The sequence below is a fragment of the Bradyrhizobium sp. HKCCYLS3077 genome (genome assembly GCF_051167555.1).
GTDB lineage: Bacteria > Pseudomonadota > Alphaproteobacteria > Rhizobiales > Xanthobacteraceae > Bradyrhizobium.
Genome location: NZ_JBNPTH010000002.1, coordinates 390,241 through 408,714, shown reverse-complemented (window position 1 = coordinate 408,714; position 18,474 = coordinate 390,241). Strand labels below are relative to the sequence as shown.

Annotated in this window: 18 protein-coding genes; 3 read left to right on the top strand and 15 right to left on the bottom strand. The window is 66.1% G+C overall.

The window, feature by feature from the left end; all coding sequences use genetic code 11:
• Positions 1-264: 264 nt before the first annotated feature.
• The 8 genes from ilvC to miaA all read right to left on the bottom strand — a co-directional run bounded on the left by ilvC (position 265) and on the right by miaA (position 8,321).
• Positions 265-1,284, bottom strand: coding sequence for a ketol-acid reductoisomerase (gene ilvC / locus ACQR0Z_RS07875; RefSeq protein ID WP_009026674.1), 1,020 nt, complete (start codon positions 1,282-1,284; stop codon positions 265-267).
• Between the two features lie 149 nt (positions 1,285-1,433).
• Positions 1,434-2,036, bottom strand: coding sequence for a LysE family translocator (locus ACQR0Z_RS07870; protein WP_434918250.1), 603 nt, complete (start codon positions 2,034-2,036; stop codon positions 1,434-1,436).
• A 306-nt stretch (positions 2,037-2,342) separates the two neighbouring features.
• Complete coding sequence (locus tag ACQR0Z_RS07865; protein ID WP_434918249.1) at positions 2,343-3,032, bottom strand: class I SAM-dependent methyltransferase; 690 nt, start codon at positions 3,030-3,032, stop codon at positions 2,343-2,345.
• A gap of 3 nt (positions 3,033-3,035) precedes the next feature.
• Positions 3,036-3,578, bottom strand: a complete 543-nt coding sequence (ilvN, locus tag ACQR0Z_RS07860) for an acetolactate synthase small subunit (protein WP_434860734.1) — start codon at positions 3,576-3,578, stop codon at positions 3,036-3,038.
• Positions 3,579-3,753: 175 nt separating this feature from the next.
• On the bottom strand, positions 3,754-4,740 hold the full coding sequence (locus tag ACQR0Z_RS07855; protein ID WP_434876587.1) for a threonine dehydratase: 987 nt from the start codon (positions 4,738-4,740) through the stop codon (positions 3,754-3,756).
• 373 nt (positions 4,741-5,113) lie between these two features.
• Positions 5,114-6,883 carry an acetolactate synthase 3 large subunit gene (locus ACQR0Z_RS07850; protein WP_434918248.1) on the bottom strand — a complete coding sequence of 590 codons (1,770 nt, stop codon included), beginning with the start codon at positions 6,881-6,883 and terminating at the stop codon, positions 5,114-5,116.
• Between the two features lie 153 nt (positions 6,884-7,036).
• Positions 7,037-7,339 carry a hypothetical protein gene (locus ACQR0Z_RS07845; RefSeq protein ID WP_434918247.1) on the bottom strand — a complete coding sequence of 101 codons (303 nt, stop codon included), beginning with the start codon at positions 7,337-7,339 and terminating at the stop codon, positions 7,037-7,039.
• A 64-nt stretch (positions 7,340-7,403) separates the two neighbouring features.
• Positions 7,404-8,321 carry a tRNA (adenosine(37)-N6)-dimethylallyltransferase MiaA gene (gene miaA / locus ACQR0Z_RS07840; protein WP_434918246.1) on the bottom strand — a complete coding sequence of 306 codons (918 nt, stop codon included), beginning with the start codon at positions 8,319-8,321 and terminating at the stop codon, positions 7,404-7,406.
• A 3-nt stretch (positions 8,322-8,324) separates the two neighbouring features.
• Here miaA and serB point away from each other — a divergent pair, with 3 nt between their 5' ends.
• From serB to arsH, 3 genes are all read left to right on the top strand, one after another.
• Positions 8,325-9,215, top strand: coding sequence for a phosphoserine phosphatase SerB (serB, locus tag ACQR0Z_RS07835; RefSeq protein WP_434876591.1), 891 nt, complete (start codon positions 8,325-8,327; stop codon positions 9,213-9,215).
• 735 nt (positions 9,216-9,950) lie between these two features.
• The gene (locus ACQR0Z_RS07830) at positions 9,951-10,232 is read left to right on the top strand and encodes a hypothetical protein (protein WP_434876592.1); all 282 of its coding nucleotides are present in this window, start codon (positions 9,951-9,953) and stop codon (positions 10,230-10,232) included.
• Positions 10,233-10,503: 271 nt separating this feature from the next.
• Entirely contained in the window at positions 10,504-11,217 is a 714-nt protein-coding gene (arsH, locus tag ACQR0Z_RS07825; protein ID WP_434918245.1) for an arsenical resistance protein ArsH, read from the top strand.
• Between the two features lie 1,068 nt (positions 11,218-12,285).
• Here arsH and ACQR0Z_RS07820 read toward each other — a convergent pair.
• From ACQR0Z_RS07820 to ACQR0Z_RS07790, 7 genes are all read right to left on the bottom strand, one after another.
• The gene (locus ACQR0Z_RS07820) at positions 12,286-13,791 is read right to left on the bottom strand and encodes a Do family serine endopeptidase (protein WP_434918244.1); all 1,506 of its coding nucleotides are present in this window, start codon (positions 13,789-13,791) and stop codon (positions 12,286-12,288) included.
• 236 nt (positions 13,792-14,027) lie between these two features.
• On the bottom strand, positions 14,028-14,234 hold the full coding sequence (locus ACQR0Z_RS07815) for a DUF2065 domain-containing protein (protein WP_006615035.1): 207 nt from the start codon (positions 14,232-14,234) through the stop codon (positions 14,028-14,030).
• A gap of 109 nt (positions 14,235-14,343) precedes the next feature.
• Positions 14,344-15,288: a protease modulator HflC gene (hflC, locus tag ACQR0Z_RS07810; protein ID WP_434918243.1), complete on the bottom strand. Its 945-nt coding sequence runs from the start codon at positions 15,286-15,288 to the stop codon at positions 14,344-14,346.
• The gene (gene hflK, locus ACQR0Z_RS07805; protein ID WP_434918242.1) at positions 15,285-16,412 is read right to left on the bottom strand and encodes an FtsH protease activity modulator HflK; all 1,128 of its coding nucleotides are present in this window, start codon (positions 16,410-16,412) and stop codon (positions 15,285-15,287) included. The genes hflC and hflK overlap by 4 nt, the downstream gene beginning before the upstream one ends.
• Positions 16,413-16,663: 251 nt before the next feature.
• Positions 16,664-17,176 carry a dihydrofolate reductase gene (locus ACQR0Z_RS07800; protein WP_434918241.1) on the bottom strand — a complete coding sequence of 171 codons (513 nt, stop codon included), beginning with the start codon at positions 17,174-17,176 and terminating at the stop codon, positions 16,664-16,666.
• Positions 17,173-17,658, bottom strand: a complete 486-nt coding sequence (locus ACQR0Z_RS07795; protein ID WP_434918240.1) for a GNAT family N-acetyltransferase — start codon at positions 17,656-17,658, stop codon at positions 17,173-17,175. The genes ACQR0Z_RS07800 and ACQR0Z_RS07795 overlap by 4 nt, the downstream gene beginning before the upstream one ends.
• A gap of 3 nt (positions 17,659-17,661) precedes the next feature.
• Positions 17,662-18,456, bottom strand: a complete 795-nt coding sequence (locus ACQR0Z_RS07790) for a thymidylate synthase (protein WP_434918239.1) — start codon at positions 18,454-18,456, stop codon at positions 17,662-17,664.
• Positions 18,457-18,474 lie beyond the last annotated feature (18 nt).

The following is an 18,474-nucleotide window of genomic DNA, read 5'->3' as shown; positions in this document are numbered from 1 at the left end:
GTCCCGGCGAACGCCGGGACCCACTGCGTGAGGCGCGTTGGCGGGCACACTGAGAGTAGCCAGTCTTTCTCAACCACCAAGGCCGGTGGCTATGGATCCCGGCGTTCGCCGGGATGACAGTCTTGGCGTCGCAGGCAGCCGGGCTGAGCGCCTCTGCAGTCAAGGCCCAAAACAAAAAGCCTCCGCCCTGCGAGGACGGAGGCTTTCGATCGAGCTGCAGGCCGAGACCGCGAGATCCGCAGTCCCGGCCGTCCATCACACGGCTCAGTTCTTGGTCTTGTCGACCAGCGCGCCCTTCTTGATCCAGGGCATCATGTCGCGCAGGCGGGCGCCGACTTCCTCGATCGGGTGCTGGGCGAGACGGGCGCGGGTGGCCTTGAACGAGGACTGATTGACCTTGTTCTCCAGCATCCAGTCGCGCGCAAAGCGGCCGGACTGGATGTCGTCGAGCACGCGCTTCATCTCCGCCTTGGTCTCGGGGGTGATGATGCGCGGGCCGGTGACGTACTCGCCATACTCCGCGGTGTTGGAGATCGAGTAGTTCATGTTGGCGATGCCGCCTTCATAGATCAGGTCGACGATCAGCTTCACCTCGTGGAGGCACTCGAAATAGGCCATCTCCGGCGCGTAGCCGGCCTCGGTCAGCGTCTCGTAGCCGGCCTTGATCAGCTCGACCAGGCCGCCGCACAGCACCGCCTGCTCGCCGAACAGGTCGGTCTCGCACTCTTCCTTGAAGGTGGTCTCGATGATGCCGGCGCGGCCGCCGCCGATCGCCGAGGCGTAGGACAGGCCGAGGTCATGGGCGTTGCCCGAAGAATCCTTGGCGATCGCGATCAGGCAGGGCACGCCGCCGCCGCGCTGGTACTCGGAGCGGACGGTGTGGCCGGGGCCCTTCGGCGCGATCATCAGCACGTCGAGATCTGCGCGCGGGTCGAGCAGGTTGAAGTGCACGTTGAGGCCGTGCGCGAAGACGAGGGCTGCGCCCTGCTTCATGTTGTCGTGCAGGTGCTCGCGGTAGATGTCGCCCTGCAGCTCGTCCGGGGTCAGCATCATCACGAGGTCGGCCCACTTCGCGGCCTCGGCGACTTCCATCACCTTGAAGCCGGCGCCTTCGGCCTTCTTGGCCGAGGCCGAGCCCTTGCGCAGCGCGATCGCGACGTCCTTGACGCCGGAATCCTTCAGGTTCAGCGCATGGGCATGGCCCTGGCTGCCGTAGCCGACGATGACGACCTTCTTGCCCTTGATCAGGTTCAGATCGGCGTCGCGATCGTAGTAGACACGCATTGTCGTTTCCTCTGTGAGATGCCGGAATTGGCTGAAAAGTCAGACGCTTGGGTGAGGCACGGGCGGCTGCGCCCGGACGAAATCCGGCCCGTGTCTAGAGCATTTTGGGCCTTGTTGGAAACCCCGATCTCGCATGGCGGCGCCCTCCCTCATGCGTCCGCGAACACGGGATAGAGCGAGGCCAGCAGCAGCACGGCCATCACGATGTTGAAGCCGCGCACCGCGCGCTCGGAGCTGAGCAGCGGCCGCAGCGCGGTGCCGAACAGGGTCCAGGTGATGGTCGAGGCGACCGCCATCACGAAGCTGATCGCGACCTGCAGTGCAACATTGGCGGGAAAGCGCGCGATCGCGGCATAGGCGGTAATGGTGCTGATCACCATCACCCAGCCCTTGGCATTGACCCACTGAAACAGCGCCGCGCCCCAGAACGACATCGGGCCGCGCGAGGCGGTCTCTTCCGGTCTGGTCGATCCGGAGAAGGCGATGGCGATCGCGAGATAGATCAGATAGGCGGCGCCGAGATATTTCAGCACCTGCTGCAGCACGGGATAGGTGATGAACACGGTGGCGAGGCCGAAGCCGACGGCCCCGACCATGAAGGCGAAGCCGAAACTGACGCCCATCATGTGCGGCACGGTCCGCCGGAAGCCGTAGGTCACCCCCGACGACAGCAGCATGATGTTGTTCGGCCCGGGCGTGAACGCCATCACGAAGGCGAAGGTGACGAAGGCGACGAGGAGCTGCTGGGACATTACTCATCTGCCTCCACGTCGTCATGGCCGGGCTTGTCCCGGCCATCCACGTCGTTCGGCACGCCTGGACAGACGTGGATGCCCGGGACGAGCCCGGGCATGACGGAGTAACAAACTCCCAGGACTGCAGACCGCGACAGCTTCAGTTCACAAGATGCAATCCGGGCGAAGGAGTGCAGGTCTCTCCGCGAACACTCCCCGTGCCGCTGCCCCTCACCCCAGCCCTCTCCCCGTAAGGACGGGGAGAGGGAGCGCACCGCGTGCTGCGCAACAGCGTGCGCTCCGCCTCGACAATCAACCATCAGCTCAGCCCTGCCCCGCCGGCTTCTGCAGCACATAGGTCGCGTGCATCGGGGCGTGATAGTCGGCGGACACCGTCACGAATCCGACTTCGCTCAGCATCCGCTCCATCACCCAGGCGAAGGTGGAGTTCTCGTCGCGCATGTGGGTGATGACGCTGTCGCGGGCGAGGTTGTGGTTCTTGATGTTGAAATCGGCCCATTGCTCGACCGAGCGCTCGGCGCCATCGGGCATGGAGACATAGACGATGTCGCGCAGGAAGAACTGCGCGCCGGGCTTCAGCGCTGCGAAGATCCGCGCCAGCGCCACCGCCTTCCAGAAGTCCGGCAGATGATGCAGCGTGAACTCGCTGGCAATGAGATCGTAGCTCGCGGGTTCGTACGCGAACGACAACAGGCCCGCCGAATGCATCCGCACCGCGGTGCGGCGGTCCCTCGTGTAGATCCTGGTCAGCGCCAGCATCGCCGGCGAGATGTCGATGGCGTCGACCACGGCCCCCATCAGCGCCGCTTCCGTCGCCAGCACGCCGTTGCCGCAGCCGATATCGGCCACCCGACAGCCGGGCTTGACGCCGAGCATCTTCAACGCGGCGCGCGCGCGCTCGTCGGCATCATCCCCCGAGCCGTAGATCGAGGCCACGGCATGATCGAGCCCGATCCGGTTGCGTTCGTTGTAGTACCAGTCGCGCGCCAGCATGGCTCACATCCCTTCCGGTCCCCGCCCGATCGCCGCGATGCCGGTCCTGGCCACTTCGACAAGGCCGAGCGGGCGCATCAGATCGATAAACTGAGTGATCTTGTCGGTGTTTCCTGTGATCTCGAACACAAAGCTCTCGGTGGTGGCGTCGATCACCCGGGCCCGGAACGCATCCGCCAGCCGCAGCGCCTCGACCCTGGGCTCGCCGATGCCGCGCACCTTGACCATCGCCAGCTCGCGCTCGATCGCGCGCTTGGTCAGGGTCATGTCGACGACGCGATAGACCGGGACCATGCGATCGAGCTGGTGCTTGATCTGCTGGATCACCATCGGCGTGCCCGTGGTGACGATGGTGATGCGCGAGAGGTGCTTCTGGCTCTCGGTCTCGGAGACGGTGAGGCTCTCGATGTTGTAGCCACGCCCGGAGAACAGGCCGATGACGCGCGCGAGCACGCCGGGCTCGTTCTGCACCAGGACGGAGAGCGTGTGGGTCTCGTTCGGGTCGTGACGGTCTTCGATGAAATAGGCGGAGGCTGGCTGGTTCATTGGTGTCCCCGTGTAATCTCAGTCGTCATGGCCGGGCATAGCAGTCTGCCTTGCGCAGACTGCGTAAACTTGTCTGCGCTCCCGGCCATCCACGTCGAGCGGCGCGCTCGCGGCTCGTGGATGCCCGGGTCAAGCCCGGGCATGACGGCGTTGTTTGTGGTGCGCAGGGTGCACCTCATGCGGCACCCGCCTTCTCAGTTTCAGCGGCCGCCGGCATCACCCAGCGCCTGAACAGGTCGAGATCGATGTTGCCGCCGGTCAGCACCAGGCCGACGCGTTTGCCGGCCAGCTTGGGCTTCTCTTGCAAGGCGGCCGCGAGCGAGGCCGCGCCGGCGCCTTCGGCGACATTGTGAGTATCGGTCCAGAAGATGCGGATGGCGTCGGCGATCTCGGCATCGCTGACCTGCACGATGCGCGAGGCGCCCTTCAGGATGATCGCGAGCGCATCCGCATCCGGGCTGCGGGTCGCGAGGCCGTCGGCATGGGTGTCGGCGCTGTTGGTCGTGACAACCGTACGCGCCGCGAACGACAGCGCATAGGACGGCGCGCCGGTCGATTGCACGCCGACGATCTCGGTCTTCAGCCCGAGCAGATCGCGCGCCAGGATGCAGCCGCAGATGCCGGAGCCCTGCCCGACCGACACATAGAGCACGTCGAGATCGGGCGCCGCGCGCAGCAGCTCCAGCGCGTAGGTGGCGACGCCGCGGACGAGATCCGGATGGAACGACGGCACCATGTGCAGGCCGTCGCGCGCGGCGTGGCGGATCGCCTCCTCGCGCGATTCCTGGAAGTCGCTGCCGTGCTCGATCAGCTCCGCCCCGAACGCCGCCATCGCGCGGTTCTTCTCGACCGAGTTGCCTTTCGGCACATAGATCGTCACCGGCAGGCCGTTGCGGCGGCCGGCGAACGCAACGCTCTGGCCATGATTGCCGCGCGTCGCGGTGATCAGCCCGCGGACATCCGGCTGCGTGCGCTTGAGGTTGTCGACATAGACGAGCCCGCCGCGCACCTTGAAGGCACCCGCCGGCGTATGGTTCTCGTGCTTGACGACGACCTCAGTCCCCAGCCGCTGCGCCAGCAGCGGCCACGCATGCGCCGGCGTCGCCGGCACGGCAGTGCCGACGATGGCGTGGGCGGCTTCGAGCTCAGCTAATGTGAACATGGGACTGCTCATGTTTGTCGAGCTCGCAACCGCGAGCGCCGCTGCGCCCCCTCTCCCCGTTCTTACGGGGAGAGGGTTGGGGTGAGGGGCAGCCACGGGCACCGACCGTGCGGAGAGCCTCCCTCACCCGGATCGCATCTGGCGATGCGATCCGACCTCTCCCCGCACGCGGGGAAAGGTTAGGAGCGCGCCTGCCGCACCACCGTGTCATGCCCGCGAAGGCGGGCATCCAGTACGCCGCGGCGGTCGTCGGACCCACGACGGCCGCGGCGTACTGGATCGCCCGGTCAAGCCGGGCGATGACAGCGGAGTTTGTGGGGCGCATCCCGGTCACGACGATCTCACATCAGCTCTTCAGTGCTACCGGTTCGACTCACACCAGCGCCTTGCCGCCCGCGAACGCCGCGGCCGGATCGGACGCCTCGGCCGGCAGGATCATCTCGTTATGCGCCTTGCCCGACGGGATCATTGGGAAGCAGTTTTCCAGCGCCGCGACGCGACAGTCGAACAGCACCGGCTTCTTCACCGAGATCATCTCCTTGATCGCGCCGTCGAGATCGCCCGGCTTGCTCACCTGCAATCCGACGCCGCCATAAGCCTCCGCGAGCTTGACGAAGTCCGGCAGCGCCTCCGAGTAGGAATGCGACAGGCGGTTGCCGTGCAGCAGCTGCTGCCACTGCCGCACCATGCCCATGTACTGGTTGTTCAGGATGAAGATCTTGACCGGCAGCTCGTACTGCACGGCCGTCGACATCTCCTGCATCGTCATCTGCACCGAGGCATCGCCGCCGATGTCGATGACCAGGCTGTCGGGATGCGCGACCTGGACGCCGATCGCCGCCGGCAGGCCATAGCCCATGGTGCCGAGGCCGCCGGAGGTCATCCAGCGGTGCGGCTCCTCGAAGCCGTAGAACTGCGCCGCCCACATCTGGTGCTGGCCGACCTCGGTCGTGATGTAGGTGTCGCGGCCGCGCGTCAGCTCGAACAGCCGCTGGATCGCATATTGCGGCATGATGACGTCACGGTTGGGCTTGTAGGCGAGCGAGTTGCGCGCGCGCCAGACCGCGATCTCCTGCCACCACGACTTGATGTCGGGCTTCTTCGCCTCCGCCTTGAACACCTGCAGGATGTCGGCGAGCACGTCGCCGCAATCGCCGATGATCGGCACGTCGACGCGGATGTTCTTGTTGATCGAGGACGGATCGATGTCGATGTGGATCTTCTTCGAGTTCGGCGAGAACGCGTCGGTGCGGCCGGTGATGCGGTCGTCGAAGCGCGCGCCGACGCACAGCATGACGTCGCAATCATGCATCGTCATGTTGGCCTCGTAGGTGCCGTGCATGCCCAGCATGCCCAGCCAATTGGGACCCGACGCCGGATAGGCGCCCAGGCCCATCAGGGTCGAAGTGATCGGAAAGCCGGTGACCTCGACCAGCTCGCGCAGCAGCCGCGACGCCTCGGGGCCAGAATTAATGACGCCGCCGCCGGAATAGATCACCGGCCGCTTGGCCGAGGCCAACAGCGCGACGGCTTTGCGGATCTGCATCGCGTCGCCCTTGACGCGCGGCGCGTAGGAGACGTGGACGTCGGACTTGCGCGGCGGATGATAGGTGCCGGTGGCGAACTGCACGTCCTTCGGCACGTCGACGACGACCGGGCCGGGGCGGCCGGACGTCGCGACATAGAACGCCTCGTGCAGCACCTTGGCGAGATCATTGACGTTGCGGACCAGCCAGTTGTGCTTGGTGCAGGGCCGGGTGATGCCGACGGTGTCGCACTCCTGGAAGGCGTCGTTGCCGATCAGATGCGTCGGCACCTGGCCGGTGATGCAGACCAGCGGGATCGAATCCATCATCGCATCCGCCAGCGGCGTCACCATGTTGGTGGCGCCGGGACCCGAGGTCACCAGCACGACGCCGGGCTTGCCGGTCGAGCGCGCATAGCCCTCCGCGGCGTGGCCCGCGCCCTGCTCGTGGCGGACCAGGATGTGCTCGACCTCGCTCTGCTGGAAGATCTCGTCATAGATCGGAAGCACCGCGCCGCCGGGATAGCCGAAGATGTGCTGCACGCCGTGGTCGATGAGCGCGCGCACGATCATCGCGGCGCCGGTCATCTGGTTCGGATCGTGGCTCTTGTCGGTCATGGTGGGCTCCGGATCGCTTCTCGAAAGCGGGTGGTCGTTTGGTCGGTCGGTTCGCTTGGGCTTCAGTCGCTTGGTTCAGGATCGGTGGTGGCTTCCGGGCAATAAAAAAGGGCCCTGGAAGGCCCTGCGCACCGCTCGGATTTTGGATGGCCGCTAGCCATCCCCGGCGATGCGCCTGGGTACGACTACGATAAGGAGAATGGCAATAAAATTGCGCATGACGGCGAGTTGGCTTCCCAAAGGTTGCGCGAACATAACCATGGTGACCTTGATGTCAAGGCAAAGCAGGCTCGCCAGCGCGATTTTGTCAAGGTAGCGCGGAATTTGCGGTTCGGCGAGCGGTAATTTGGCCTCTGCTTTCCAAGACAAGGCAAAAAGGGCTGGAGAAGAGGACCCGCTGCATCTCCAAACCAGGTCGTCATTCCGGGGCGCCCGAAGGGCGAGCCCGGAATCCATACGCCCGATCGTGGTTATGGATTCCGGGCCCATCGCTTCGCGATGTCCCGGAATGACGATGCCGCTAGAGTTTGACGACCCACCCCCTCGCCGCCTCCGGGCTCATCCACTCGAACTCCGGCAGCTGATGCCGAAACCAGGTGAACTGCCGCTTGGCGTAATGTCGCGTGTCCGCCTTGCCGATGGTGGCCGCCTCCTCGCGCGTGATCTCGCCCCGGAGAGAACGGATCAGGGCCGGCACGCCGTGGGCCTTCATCGCCGGCAGCAGCGGATCGAGGCCGCGCGCGGCGAGCCGCTCGACCTCCGCCAGGGCGCCGGCCTCCAGCATCGCCTCGAACCGCGCATCGATCCGCGCATACAGCGCCTCTCGCTCCGGCGCGATGAACAGCGCGCGATAGCTCCCCTCCGGCAGCAGCGGTGGCGTCGTCTCCGCGTGCCAGTCGGCCAATGGCCGACCGGTCGCCTCGATCACCTCCAGTGCCCGGGCCACCCGAGTACGGTCGCGGACGTTCAGCCGCGCCCCCGCCTCGGGATCGCGGCGCGCCAGCTCGGCATGCAGCGCCTCGACACCCTCGCGCTCGAGTCTTTCGCGCACCGCCTCGCGCACCTCCTCCGGCACTGGCGGCACCGCCGACAGCCCCCGCGTCAGCGCCTTGAAGTACAGCCCGGTGCCGCCGATGAAGATCGGCAGCCGCCCTGCCCCCAGCACCCCATCAAGCACCTCGGCGGCATCACGGACAAAATGGCCGGCCGAGTAGTTCACGGCGGCATCGACGTGGCCGTACAGCCGGTGCGGCACCGCGGCCTCTTCCTCGACTGTCGGCCGCGCCGTCAGCACCCTCAGGTCGCGGTAGATCTGCATGGAATCGGTATTGATGACGACCCCGCCCGCTTTTTGCGCAAGTTCCATCGCCAGCGCCGACTTGCCGCTGGCGGTCGGCCCTGCGATAAGCACGGCTTTGTTGATCCCTGGCAAAGTCACCTGATGTCTCTCGTCGCCACCTTCATCTGCAATCCCGCCGATCCCGCACTTGATACCACGATCGTGGAGGCCTTCCTGGCCGTGCTGCCGTCGCCGGGCACGCCGCGCTGGCTGTTCGACGAGGTCGCGATCGACATCCCGTTCTCGCATGACGGCGAGGTCCACAAGCTCGAGGCGCGGCTGCGCGACCTGCGCGGCGACATGCCGATCGACATCGTGGTGCAGCCCGAGGCCGTCCGGCGCAAGAAGCTTTTTCTCGCGGACATGGATAGCACCATGATCGGCCAGGAATGCATCGACGAGCTGGCCGATTTTGCCGGGCTGAAGCCGAAGGTCGCCGCCATCACCGAGCGCGCGATGCGCGGCGAGATCGCCTTCGAGCCGGCGCTGCGCGAGCGCGTCGCGCTGCTGAAGGACCTGCCGGTCAGCGTCGTCGACGAGGTGCTCGCCAAGCGCATCAAGCTGACGCCGGGCGCTCGCCAGCTCGTGATGACGATGCGCGCGCATGGCGCCTATACCTGCCTGATCTCCGGCGGCTTCACGCTGTTCACCAATGCGGTCGCGGCCAAGATCGGCTTTCAGGAGAACCGCGCCAACGAGCTCGTCATCGATGCCGGCAAGCTGACCGGCGAGGTGCGCGAGCCGATCATCGGCCGCGACGCCAAGCTCGCCACCCTCGTCGAGCTGCGCGAGTCCTTCGACGTCGACGAGATCGACACGCTCGCGGTCGGCGATGGCGCCAACGATCTCGGCATGATCGAGGCGGCCGGCCTCGGCGTCGCCTATCACGCCAAGCCCGCCGTCTCCGCAGCCGCCTCCGCCCGCATCGACCACGGCGACCTCACCGCCCTGCTCTACGCCCAGGGCTACACGCGCGATCAGTTCGTGGACTGATACTAACAAGCGCCAGCGAGGACGCCGCGCCCCTTCCAGCGTCATTGCGAGCACAGCGCACTGCGCTCGCAATGACCGTGGAGGGCGTAGCCCGGGCGAGCGAAGCGACCCAGGGTCTCCTGCTCGTTCGTGAGACCCCGCATCTCGCTACGCTCACGCTGGCTACGGCAAACCTTGTGCGGCAAAAACTCAGTGTCATGCCCGCGCAGGCGGGCATCCAGTACGCCGCGGCGTCTCGGGTCGATCACGACCGTCCCGACGTACTGGATCGTCCGCCTTCGCGGACGATGACGGCGGAGAGTGGCGCAAGCTGCTTGCCCAAACCGTCATTGCGAGCGCAGCGAAGCAATCCAGAGTCCTTGTGCAGCCCTGGATTGCTTCGCTGCGCTCGCAATAACGGAGCCACATTTAGCGCTCGAAATCGGGGGGCCGCTAAACGAATCGCATGCGGCCGGTTGACCGCCGCGGCATGGTTTGCAGCGTCAACCTTCGGAGTTTTATTTCATTCCAGCCCGCGCACGCGCAACGCCATGCCGCATCATTCCAGATCGCATATCACCTCATTCGATGATCCCATGAAGACCGGTACCAAGCTGCCGTTCTCCCGACATCAAAAATCAATGAATTGTCAAACACCCCGCGTATAACCTAAGAGCGAAAACGTCTCAGGGAGCGTCCAAGGAAACGAACCGCGATTGCATGCGCAATCGATCCTCGTATCCAAAGGACCGCTCGATGACCTTCTCCAAAACCTTCGCCACCAGCGCTCTTGTCGCGGTGACGCTCGCCGCCGGTGCCGCTTTCGCCGACGAGCGCCCGACCTTCGAAGCCGCCTCGCTTCCCGCCACCCAGCATCAGCTTGCCGTCATCGGCGCCTCGGCCGCCGAGGAGCAGGCTCCGGTCGCCGACCTCATCCGTGCCGGCATGCCGGCCACGCCGCTGCAGCTCGCCGTACTGACGCCTCATCGCCGCAGCGCCGCGCTCGCGCCGAGCACCATCGGCAACGCGCGCAACTAAAGGCGCGACCTTCGCTCTCGGCCATCTCCTCGAGCCTGCTCCGCGGGCATCGAGGAGGTGCCGCCTCTGGCTTCGCGCCTCTTCAGGCGCCCGACGAGTCCAGCAGCGCCATGCAGCCCGGCGCCTCAGTTGAGCCCCATCTGCCTGCTTCCGTTGACCGACCTGAATCCAGGCGCCATGCTTGCGAGGAGCCGTTCTCATCGAGCCTCCGTCGTGCCGGCCCGAGGGCGCTCGCAACCCCGTTGGTGCCAGATCCGTCCGGAGAGCCGCCTTGACTGATGAGACGCCGCAGCTTAACGAGGCCTCGTTCAGCCCGATCGATCGCGCAAAGCTCCTCGACGTCACGCCCTCCTCGCATCCACCACGCATCCTGCTGCTGTACGGATCGCTCCGGCAACGCTCGTTCAGCCGGCTGCTGACCGAGGAGGCTGCGCGCATCCTGACGCGCTTCGGCGCGGAGACGCGGAGCTTCGACCCGCACGGGCTGCCGCTGGTCGACGACGCCTGGCCGGATCATCCCAAGGTCAACGAGTTGCGCGACCTCGTGACCTGGTGCGAGGGCATGGTGTGGTGCTCGCCGGAGCGGCATGGCGCGATGACCGGCGTGATGAAGACGCAGATCGACTGGATTCCGCTCGCGCTCGGCGCCACCAGGCCGACGCAGGGCAAGACGCTCGCGGTGATGCAGGTCTCCGGCGGCTCTCAGTCGTTCAACGCGGTGAACCAGCTCCGCGTGCTCGGGCGCTGGATGCGCCTGATCACCATCCCGAACCAGTCCTCGGTGCCCAAGGCGTTCGCGGAGTTCGACGACGACGACCGCATGAAGCCCTCGGCCTATTACGATCGCGTGGTGGACGTCATGGAGGAGCTCGTGAAGTTCACGCTGCTGACGCGCGACCGCGCGGACTATCTGGTCGACCGCTACTCCGAGCGCAAGGAAAGCGCCGAGGAGCTGTCGAAGCGGGTCAATCAGCGCTCGCTGTGAGCGGCGGGTGCGGCGGGACCAGTCCGCCGCGCCTCCGGTAGCGCGCCCTCGACTTCCGATAAAAATAATCTAATTGCTATTTTTCTGAAGTCGTGGTTGGATCCGCCCATCCCGCCTCACTGCGGAGGGGCGTTGCGCGCGATCGTCACGACACGCGAGGTGGGATGCGGTGGCCGCGAGAGATCGCAGCGTCTTCGGCAACGGAGGCGCGGACGAACGATCGGTTGCGGACGTGAAGTCGCAGCGTCCTGACACCCCGATGCTGGTGTCCCCCCGCGCAATGCGCAAGCATTGTTGCGGCATGGTGGCCAACAAGCCCGGCGCACCAGGGAGACTGCGTATAAGCGTGAAGACCATCGCGCAGGGAATGCCGGCGTGTTCCGGCTTTGCCTGTGGTACCTGCCGCCTGCATTTTTTTCCGCAGGCGGGCCATGGGTGAGGCTGTCACCCGGCATTCCCTGCGCCCTCTGCATGTTCGCGAGGGACGAGTGGTCGCAGAGCTCGGGCGATAGCAGCCGCGAGAACGCGATCGCATGTCGTCCAACTGATGACTTCGCCTGCGCTGTTTGAGATGTGAATCGGATGTTTCCCCATCGTCGTCCCGGACAAGCCGCGACGCGCGACAGCGCGGCACGGCGCCGATCCGGGACCCATACGCCGCAGCGGATGTGACGGGCAAAATGCTAATGACCAGCCTGCCCCCAAACCGCTCCCTGGGGGTATGGGTCCCGGCTCAAGGCCGGGACGACAGCGAAGTACGTCGATGCAGTCGGGCTCTCAGCGATGGCGCCGTAGGATGGGCAAAGCGGACGCCCGCAGGGCGGTCGCGTGCCCACCGTCGATCCGCAATCGCGGACGGCAATAGTGGGCACGGCGCGGGATAGCTCGGCGCATCAAGCCCGCAGTATGGGCGCGCCTTTGCCCACCCCACATACTATCAACTCAGCAAGCGTGATCAGCTCTGCCAGATACAGCGCCCTCTCCCCCAAGGCGAAGCGAAGCTTCGCCAGGGTGGGAGAGGGCGCAGTATCTGACAGCGTCGCTGACCTCGATCGACCACAGTCCGCGCTACTGCAAGCTCAACGCCACGAAGCGCAGCTCGCCGTCGGCGTTCGACACCAGCAGCAGGACCGACTTCTTGCCGTCCTTCTTCAACTGATCGACGCGCTTCTTGATGTCGGCGCCGGAGGTCACCGCCTCCTGCGCGACCTCGACGATGACGTCGCCGGCCGACAGCCGCTTCTCGGCGGCATCGGAGGACTGGTCGACGCCGGTGACGACGACGCCCTTGACGCTGTCCTTGATCTTGTAGCGCGTGCGCAAATCCTTCGACAACGCGGCGAGATCGAGCCCGAGCGCCTTCTGGGTCACCGGCTTCTCGGCCGGCTCGTCCTTCTTGATCGCGGCCTGCTGCACCTTCTCATTGTCCTCGAGCCGGCCGAGCTTGACCTTCAACGTCTGCTCCTGGCCCTTGCGGATCACGACGACGTCGACCTCCTTGCCGACAGCCGTATCGGCGACGATGCGCGACAGGTCCTTCGGCTCCTTGATGTCGCGGCCGTCGAACTTGACGACGACGTCGCCGGGCTCGATGCCGGCCGGCTTGGCCGGGCCCTTGTCGTCGACGCCGGCAACCAGCGCGCCGCGGGCGGGCTTGATGTTGAGGCTCTCGGCGATCTCATCGGTGACGCCCTGGATGCGCACGCCGAGCCAGCCGCGGCGCAGCTCGCCGAACTGGCGAAGCTGATCGACGACGCCGGCAACCGTCTTGGACGGCACGGCGAAGCCGATGCCGATCGAGCCGCCCGACGGCGAGATGATCAGCGTGTTGACGCCGATGACCTCGCCATCGAGGTTGAACAGCGGACCGCCGGAATTGCCGCGGTTGATGGCGGCGTCGGTCTGGATGTAGCTGTCATAGGGACCCGACGAGATGTCGCGGTTCTTGGCCGAGACGATGCCGGCGGTGACCGTGCCGCCGAGGCTGAACGGGTTGCCGATCGCGACCACCCAGTCGCCGAGCCGCAGCTTGTCGGAGTCGCCGAACTTGACGACCGTGAGCTGCCGCGGCGGCTTGAACTTGAGCACCGCAAGGTCGGTCTTCTTGTCGACGCCGACCAGCTCGGCCTTGATCTTGGTGCCGTCGTTGAGGATCACGTTGATCTCGTCGGCATCGGCGATGACGTGGTTGTTGGTGACGACCACGCCCGAGTCGTCGACGATGAAGCCGGAGCCGAGCGAGTTGGTGCGGCGGGGCGAGTTGTCGGCGCCGCCACGGCCACCCGGACCGCCGCGGCGGTTCTTGAAGAAGTCGTCGAAGAACTCCTCGAACGGCGAGCCCGGCGGCACCTGCGGATTGGCGTTGCGGCCCTCGGAGGAGCCGCCGCCCTTGGCCTCGACGGTCTGCGAGGTCGAGATGTTGACGACGGCGTCGATCACCTTCTCGGCGACGTCGGCGATCCCCTCCGGACCGCGCGCCGAGGCCGGGGCCGGCGCCAGCGCCCAGCCGGCGGCGAGGACGGCCGCAGCCAGGACGGGACGCAGGCGACGGCTGAAAGCAAGCGTTGCGGTCATCGGGCGGATCTCCAGAAAAAGCGGCGAATTCAACGGTACAGTGCGCCGGAACCGGGCGGCGACGCAAGCACGCCGGATCGGACCACCGAATTCATCATTGAGGGCGACCTAATACGGCAAAATGGCGCAGCCATCGCCTCACAATGGCGTTGGCCGGGCGGCGAACGGCAATGACCGGGCCCGGCCGGCGTTCCTGTCTGCCGGGGACGGGAGCGGACCGGCCGCCCTTCGGCCGCTCAGATCGGCCGCCGGATCACCCAGATCAGAACAAGGCCCGCAACCGCCGAGCCGATGCCGACGGCGCGCAGCACATTGTCGGGCGTGGCCATCGCCGTCTTCATCGCCCGCCGCATCCAGTCCGGACTGGCCGCGAACATCAGGCCTTCGAGCACGAACAGGATACCCAATCCGATGAGGAAATCGGAAAAAGCAATGGACCTCATCGGACCCGGACCTCCCATTCGACCTTCTTGATATCAAGCGGGGCGAAGCAACGGCTTCGCCCCGTCCGTGTCAACTCTTATTCGCCCGGATCGGCCGCAGCCAACACCATCACGGCTTGGGAGCCGGCACCGCAGCAGCCGCGGTCGAGCTGCTGGCAGCGGTCGATGGCGTCTCCGCACCCGACTTCCCCGAGGGGTTGGCGAAGTAGCGGAAGAACTCCGAATCGGGCCGCAGCAGGAAGCGGGTGTCGCCGGACTTCAGGCCGTTCTCATACGCCGTCATCGAGCGGTAGAAGGCGAAGAAGTCGCGGTCCTTGCCGTAGGCCTCGGCAAACAGCCGGTTGCGCTCGGCGTCGCCGGCGCCCCGGGTCTGCTCGGCCTGCGAGTTCGCCTCGGCGACGATCACCGTCGCCTCGCGATCGGCCTTTGACCGGATCTCCTGGGCCTTCTGGCCGCCGAGCGCGCGGAACTCCTCGGCCTCGCGCTGCCGCTCGGTCATCATGCGCTTGTAGACGGCCTGGCTGTTGGCCTCAGGCAGGTCGGCGCGGCGGATGCGGACGTCGACCACCTGGATGCCGTAGGCGTCGGCCTCCTTGTCGAGCTGATCGCGGATCTTGCGCATCAGGCCCTCGCGTTCGTCACGCACGACCTGCGTGAAGGTGACCTCGCCGAGCACGCGGCGCAGCGCCGCGTTGAGCAAGGTGCCGAGCTGGACGTTGGCGGTCTGGATCGAGCCGACGCTCTGGTAGAACTGCAACGCGTTCTTGATCTTGTAGCGCGCGAAGGCGTCGACCACGAGCCGCTTCTGGTCGAACGCGATCACCTCCTGCGAGGGGTTCTCGAGGTCGAGGATGCGCTTGTCGATCGAGATCACGTTGTCGATGAACGGCGCCTTGAAGTTCAGGCCGGGCTGGGTGACGACGTCGACCGGCTTGCCGAACCGCACCACCAGCGCCTGCTCGGTCTGGGCCACGGTGAACAGCGAGCTGTAGCCGACGACGACGATCACGAGCACCGCGATCAGCGCGACGATGCCTGCAACGGGGGACCTCATCGGACGGCTCCCTGCTGAGCGGCCGGCGCCTGGCGGCGCGGCGCGAGATCGCCGAGCGGCAGCAGCGGCACGGGTCCGCCGGAGGCGCCGCTGTCGAGCACGAGCTTCTCGGAGCCGCCGAGCACGCGCTCCATGGTCTCGAGATAGATCCGTTCACGGGTCACTTCGGGAGCCTTCTTGTACTCGTCATAGACCTTCAGGAAGCGCGCGCTCTGGCCCTTGGCCTCGGCGATCGCCTGCTCCTTGTAGCCTTCGGCGATCTGGAGGATCTGCGCGGCGCGGCCGCGCGCGTCCGGCACGACCTTGTTGGCGTAGGTCTGGGCTTCGTTCTGCAGACGCTCGAGGTCGGCGCGCGCCGCCTGCACGTCGCGGAAGGCCTCGATGACCTGGGCCGGCGGATCGACCTTCTGCATCTGCACCTGGGTGATCTGGATGCCCGAGCCGTAATTATCGAGCGTCTTCTGCATCAGCTCCTGCACGTTCTGCTCGATCACGGTACGGGCGCCGGTCAGGATCGGCTGGATGTTGGAGCGGCCGATCACCTCGCGCATCGCGCTCTCGGCCACCGCCTTCACGGTGCCTTCCGGGTTCTGGATGTTGAACAGGAAGTCGGCGGCGCCCTTCGGCTTGATGCGCCAGAGCACGGTGACGTCGACGTCGACGATGTTCTCGTCGCCGGTCAGCATCAGGCTTTCCTCGGGCACGTCGCGACCACCGCGGCCGCCACGCCGGCCGTCATCACCGGCGGTGATGCCGATGGAGATCGAGTTGACGCGCAGCGCCTTGGGCAGCAGCACGGTCTCGATCGGGTAAGGCAGGTGATAACGCAGGCCGGGCTGCTCATCGCGGACATACTTGCCGAAGCGCAGCACGACGCCGAGCTCCTCGGACTGTACGCGGTAGATGCCGGAGGCCAGCCAGATGACGATCGCGCCGAGCACGATCAGGAGGATGCCCGCGGTGCCGAAACCGCCGCCCGGCACGAACTGCTGCAGCCGATCCTGGCCGCGCCGCAGAAGATCTTCCAGGTCGGGCGGCCTTGGACCGACCGGTTGCGGTCCCGAGCCCCAGGGCCCCTTGGGACCCTGACCCCACGGGCCTCCGCCCTGATTCTTCCACGCCATCGATCGATCTCCTCCGAGAGGCTGATACTGCCCAAACGCCGGCCCCCGTCGGCGGCCGGTTTATAAGGGACGGGCCCGCCCCTTACAACGTAGCGCTCCAGCTAAGCCCGAACCGGGTTTTGTCAATGTAAACAGGGCCGGAAGCGCCCGTTTGCCGCGCCCCCGAAACCGCCATACGACCTGATAACGCGACGTCATCATTAACGGATGGTCTTGATGCGGCAGCCGCGGCGCCCCGCAGCCTCGCACGATCAGCGGATCCGGCGATAGGTCACATAGGAGAATTCGGCCTGATCGTCGGGCCCCGAAGGATGACGCTCCCGCGCCACCTCGGTCCATTGGGCGGGATCGATCGCGGGAAACAGCGTATCGCCCGGAGGGGTCGCGTGCACCTCCGTGATCTCCAGCCGGTCGGCGACCGGCATCGTCGCCGCATAGATCTCGGCGCCGCCGACGATCGCAATCTCCGCGGCTGAACGCCGCAGCGCATCACCCCGCGCGATGGTGAGCGCTTCGTTGATGCCGTGGGTCACGATCGTGCCGGGTGCGCGAAACGCTGTGTCGCGGGTGATGACGATGTTGGTGCGGCCCGGCAGCGGCCGGCGCGGGAACGACATGAAGGTCTTGCGCCCCATCACGATCGGCCGGCCCATGGTCATCGCCTTGAACCGCCGCATGTCGCTCTTCTGCCGCCACGGGATCGCGCCATCAGCGCCGATCACGCGGTTCTCGGCCATGGCGACGACGAACACGATCTCGATCACGGCGCCTTCTCCGCAAGCTGCGCCAGCGACGCCCCCGTCACCTTGCACAGGGTCCAGTCGTCCATCAGCTCGGCGCCGAGCGACTTGTAGAACGTGATCGACGGCGTGTTCCAGTCCAGCACCGACCATTGCAGCCGCGCGTAATCGCGCTCCACGCAGGTCTTGGCGAGATGGCCAAGCAGCGCCTGGCCGATGCCGTTGCGGCGGAACACCGGCCGTACGAACAGGTCTTCGAGATAGATGCCGGGCCTGCCGGCGAAGGTGGAGAAGTTGACGAACCACACCGCGAAGCCCGCGATGCTGCCGTTCCATTCCGCGAGATCGCAGAACAGCTTCGGGTGGTCGCAGAACAGCGCGCCGGCAATGTCCGCCTCGGTCGCCACCACCTCATGCGCGAGCTTCTCGTAGTCGGCAAGCTCGCGGATCAGCGCGAGCACGGTGCCGATGTCATCAGGCCGGGCAGGACGGATTGTCAGAGGCATGCGTCAGACCGCGACCTCGGCCTTGATGTGCGGATGCGGGTCGTAGCCGGCGAGCGCGAAATCCTCGTAGCGGAAGGCGAAGATGTCCTTCACGTCGGGATTGAGCGTCATGGTCGGTAGCGGCCGGGGCGCCCGGGTCAGTTGCAGGCGGGCCTGCTCTTTATGGTTCGAATAGAGGTGCACGTCGCCGAAGGAGTGCACGAACTCGCCCGGCTTGAGGCCCGTCACCTGCGCCACCATCATCGTCAGCAACGCATAGGAGGCGATGTTGAAGGGCACGCCGAGGAAGACGTCGGCCGAGCGCTGGTAGAGCTGGCACGACAGCTTGCCGTTGACGACGTAGAACTGGAACAGGCAGTGGCACGGCGGCAGCGCCATCTTCTCGACGTCAGCCGGATTCCACGCCGTGACGATCAGCCGGCGCGAATCCGGATTGCGCTTGATCATGTCGATGACATGGCTGATCTGGTCGATATGCCCCCCGTCCGGTGTCGGCCAGGATCGCCATTGATAACCGTAGACGGGGCCGAGATCGCCATTGGCGTCGGCCCACTCGTCCCAGATGGTGACGCCGTGGTCGTGCAGATATTTGATGTTGGTGTCGCCCTTCAGGAACCACAACAGCTCATGCACGATCGCCTTCAGCGGCAACCGCTTGGTCGTGACCAGCGGGAAGCCGGCGGCGAGGTTGAAGCGCATCTGGTGGCCGAACACGGAATAGGTGCCGGTGCCGGTGCGGTCGTGCTTCTCTGCACCGTCGGACAGGATGCGTTCGAGCAGGTCGTGATACTGGTGCATGGTGCGCGCTGGTGGCCT

What these genes read in the sequence shown, in the direction of transcription:
- ilvC (WP_009026674.1), bottom strand. Translation starts at nt 1,284, where the DNA reads ATGCGTGTCTACTACGATCGCGACGCCGATCTGAACCTGATCAAGGGC.
- ACQR0Z_RS07870 (WP_434918250.1), bottom strand. Translation starts at nt 2,036, where the DNA reads ATGTCCCAGCAGCTCCTCGTCGCCTTCGTCACCTTCGCCTTCGTGATG.
- ACQR0Z_RS07865 (WP_434918249.1), bottom strand. Translation starts at nt 3,032, where the DNA reads ATGCTGGCGCGCGACTGGTACTACAACGAACGCAACCGGATCGGGCTC.
- ilvN (WP_434860734.1), bottom strand. Translation starts at nt 3,578, where the DNA reads ATGAACCAGCCAGCCTCCGCCTATTTCATCGAAGACCGTCACGACCCG.
- ACQR0Z_RS07855 (WP_434876587.1), bottom strand. Translation starts at nt 4,740, where the DNA reads ATGTTCACATTAGCTGAGCTCGAAGCCGCCCACGCCATCGTCGGCACT.
- ACQR0Z_RS07850 (WP_434918248.1), bottom strand. Translation starts at nt 6,883, where the DNA reads ATGACCGACAAGAGCCACGATCCGAACCAGATGACCGGCGCCGCGATG.
- ACQR0Z_RS07845 (WP_434918247.1), bottom strand. Translation starts at nt 7,339, where the DNA reads ATGGATTCCGGGCTCGCCCTTCGGGCGCCCCGGAATGACGACCTGGTT.
- serB (WP_434876591.1), top strand. Translation starts at nt 8,325, where the DNA reads ATGTCTCTCGTCGCCACCTTCATCTGCAATCCCGCCGATCCCGCACTT.
- ACQR0Z_RS07830 (WP_434876592.1), top strand. Translation starts at nt 9,951, where the DNA reads ATGACCTTCTCCAAAACCTTCGCCACCAGCGCTCTTGTCGCGGTGACG.
- ACQR0Z_RS07820 (WP_434918244.1), bottom strand. Translation starts at nt 13,791, where the DNA reads ATGACCGCAACGCTTGCTTTCAGCCGTCGCCTGCGTCCCGTCCTGGCT.
- ACQR0Z_RS07815 (WP_006615035.1), bottom strand. Translation starts at nt 14,234, where the DNA reads ATGAGGTCCATTGCTTTTTCCGATTTCCTCATCGGATTGGGTATCCTG.
- hflC (WP_434918243.1), bottom strand. Translation starts at nt 15,288, where the DNA reads ATGAGGTCCCCCGTTGCAGGCATCGTCGCGCTGATCGCGGTGCTCGTG.
- hflK (WP_434918242.1), bottom strand. Translation starts at nt 16,412, where the DNA reads ATGGCGTGGAAGAATCAGGGCGGAGGCCCGTGGGGTCAGGGTCCCAAG.
- ACQR0Z_RS07795 (WP_434918240.1), bottom strand. Translation starts at nt 17,658, where the DNA reads ATGCCTCTGACAATCCGTCCTGCCCGGCCTGATGACATCGGCACCGTG.
- ACQR0Z_RS07790 (WP_434918239.1), bottom strand. Translation starts at nt 18,456, where the DNA reads ATGCACCAGTATCACGACCTGCTCGAACGCATCCTGTCCGACGGTGCA.